Source organism: Streptomyces sp. BE303 (assembly GCF_036290945.1).
Taxonomy (GTDB): Bacteria; Actinomycetota; Actinomycetes; order Streptomycetales; family Streptomycetaceae; genus Kitasatospora.
The window spans coordinates 1-321 of the sequence record NZ_JAQYWZ010000915.1 but is presented as its reverse complement, the minus strand read 5'-3'; the positions used below and the strand labels follow the sequence as shown (position 1 = coordinate 321).

Below are 321 nucleotides of genomic sequence, written 5' to 3'. Positions count from 1 at the left end.
CCGACCACGAAGACGTTCTGGCCCCACGCGGTGGTCGCGTTGACCGCGAAGGAGGCCCCGCCGGTCACCACCGTGCCGCTCCCGGGCGCACCGACGTGGAGCGCGACCGCGTCCCCCGCCCCGACGGTGGCGGTGAACCGGCCGTCCGGGCCTACCGTGTAGGACGGACCGGTGAAGCCGCCGGCCGCCGCGTCGCCGTGCTGGACGTCGCAGGAGCTGCCGGCCGGCAGGGAGGTCTGGAAGGTCCGGGTGATCGCCCCGCCCTCCCGGTTGACCGCCACGAATCCCTTGCCGCCGCGCCCGAAGGCGATCGCGTTGTTG

General features: G+C 75.1%; 1 protein-coding gene. It reads right to left on the bottom strand.

Annotated elements, in window-relative coordinates; translation table 11 throughout:
• A partial coding sequence (locus tag PUR56_RS37280; protein WP_329952220.1) for an alpha amylase C-terminal domain-containing protein occupies positions 1-321 on the bottom strand: 321 nt, incomplete at both ends.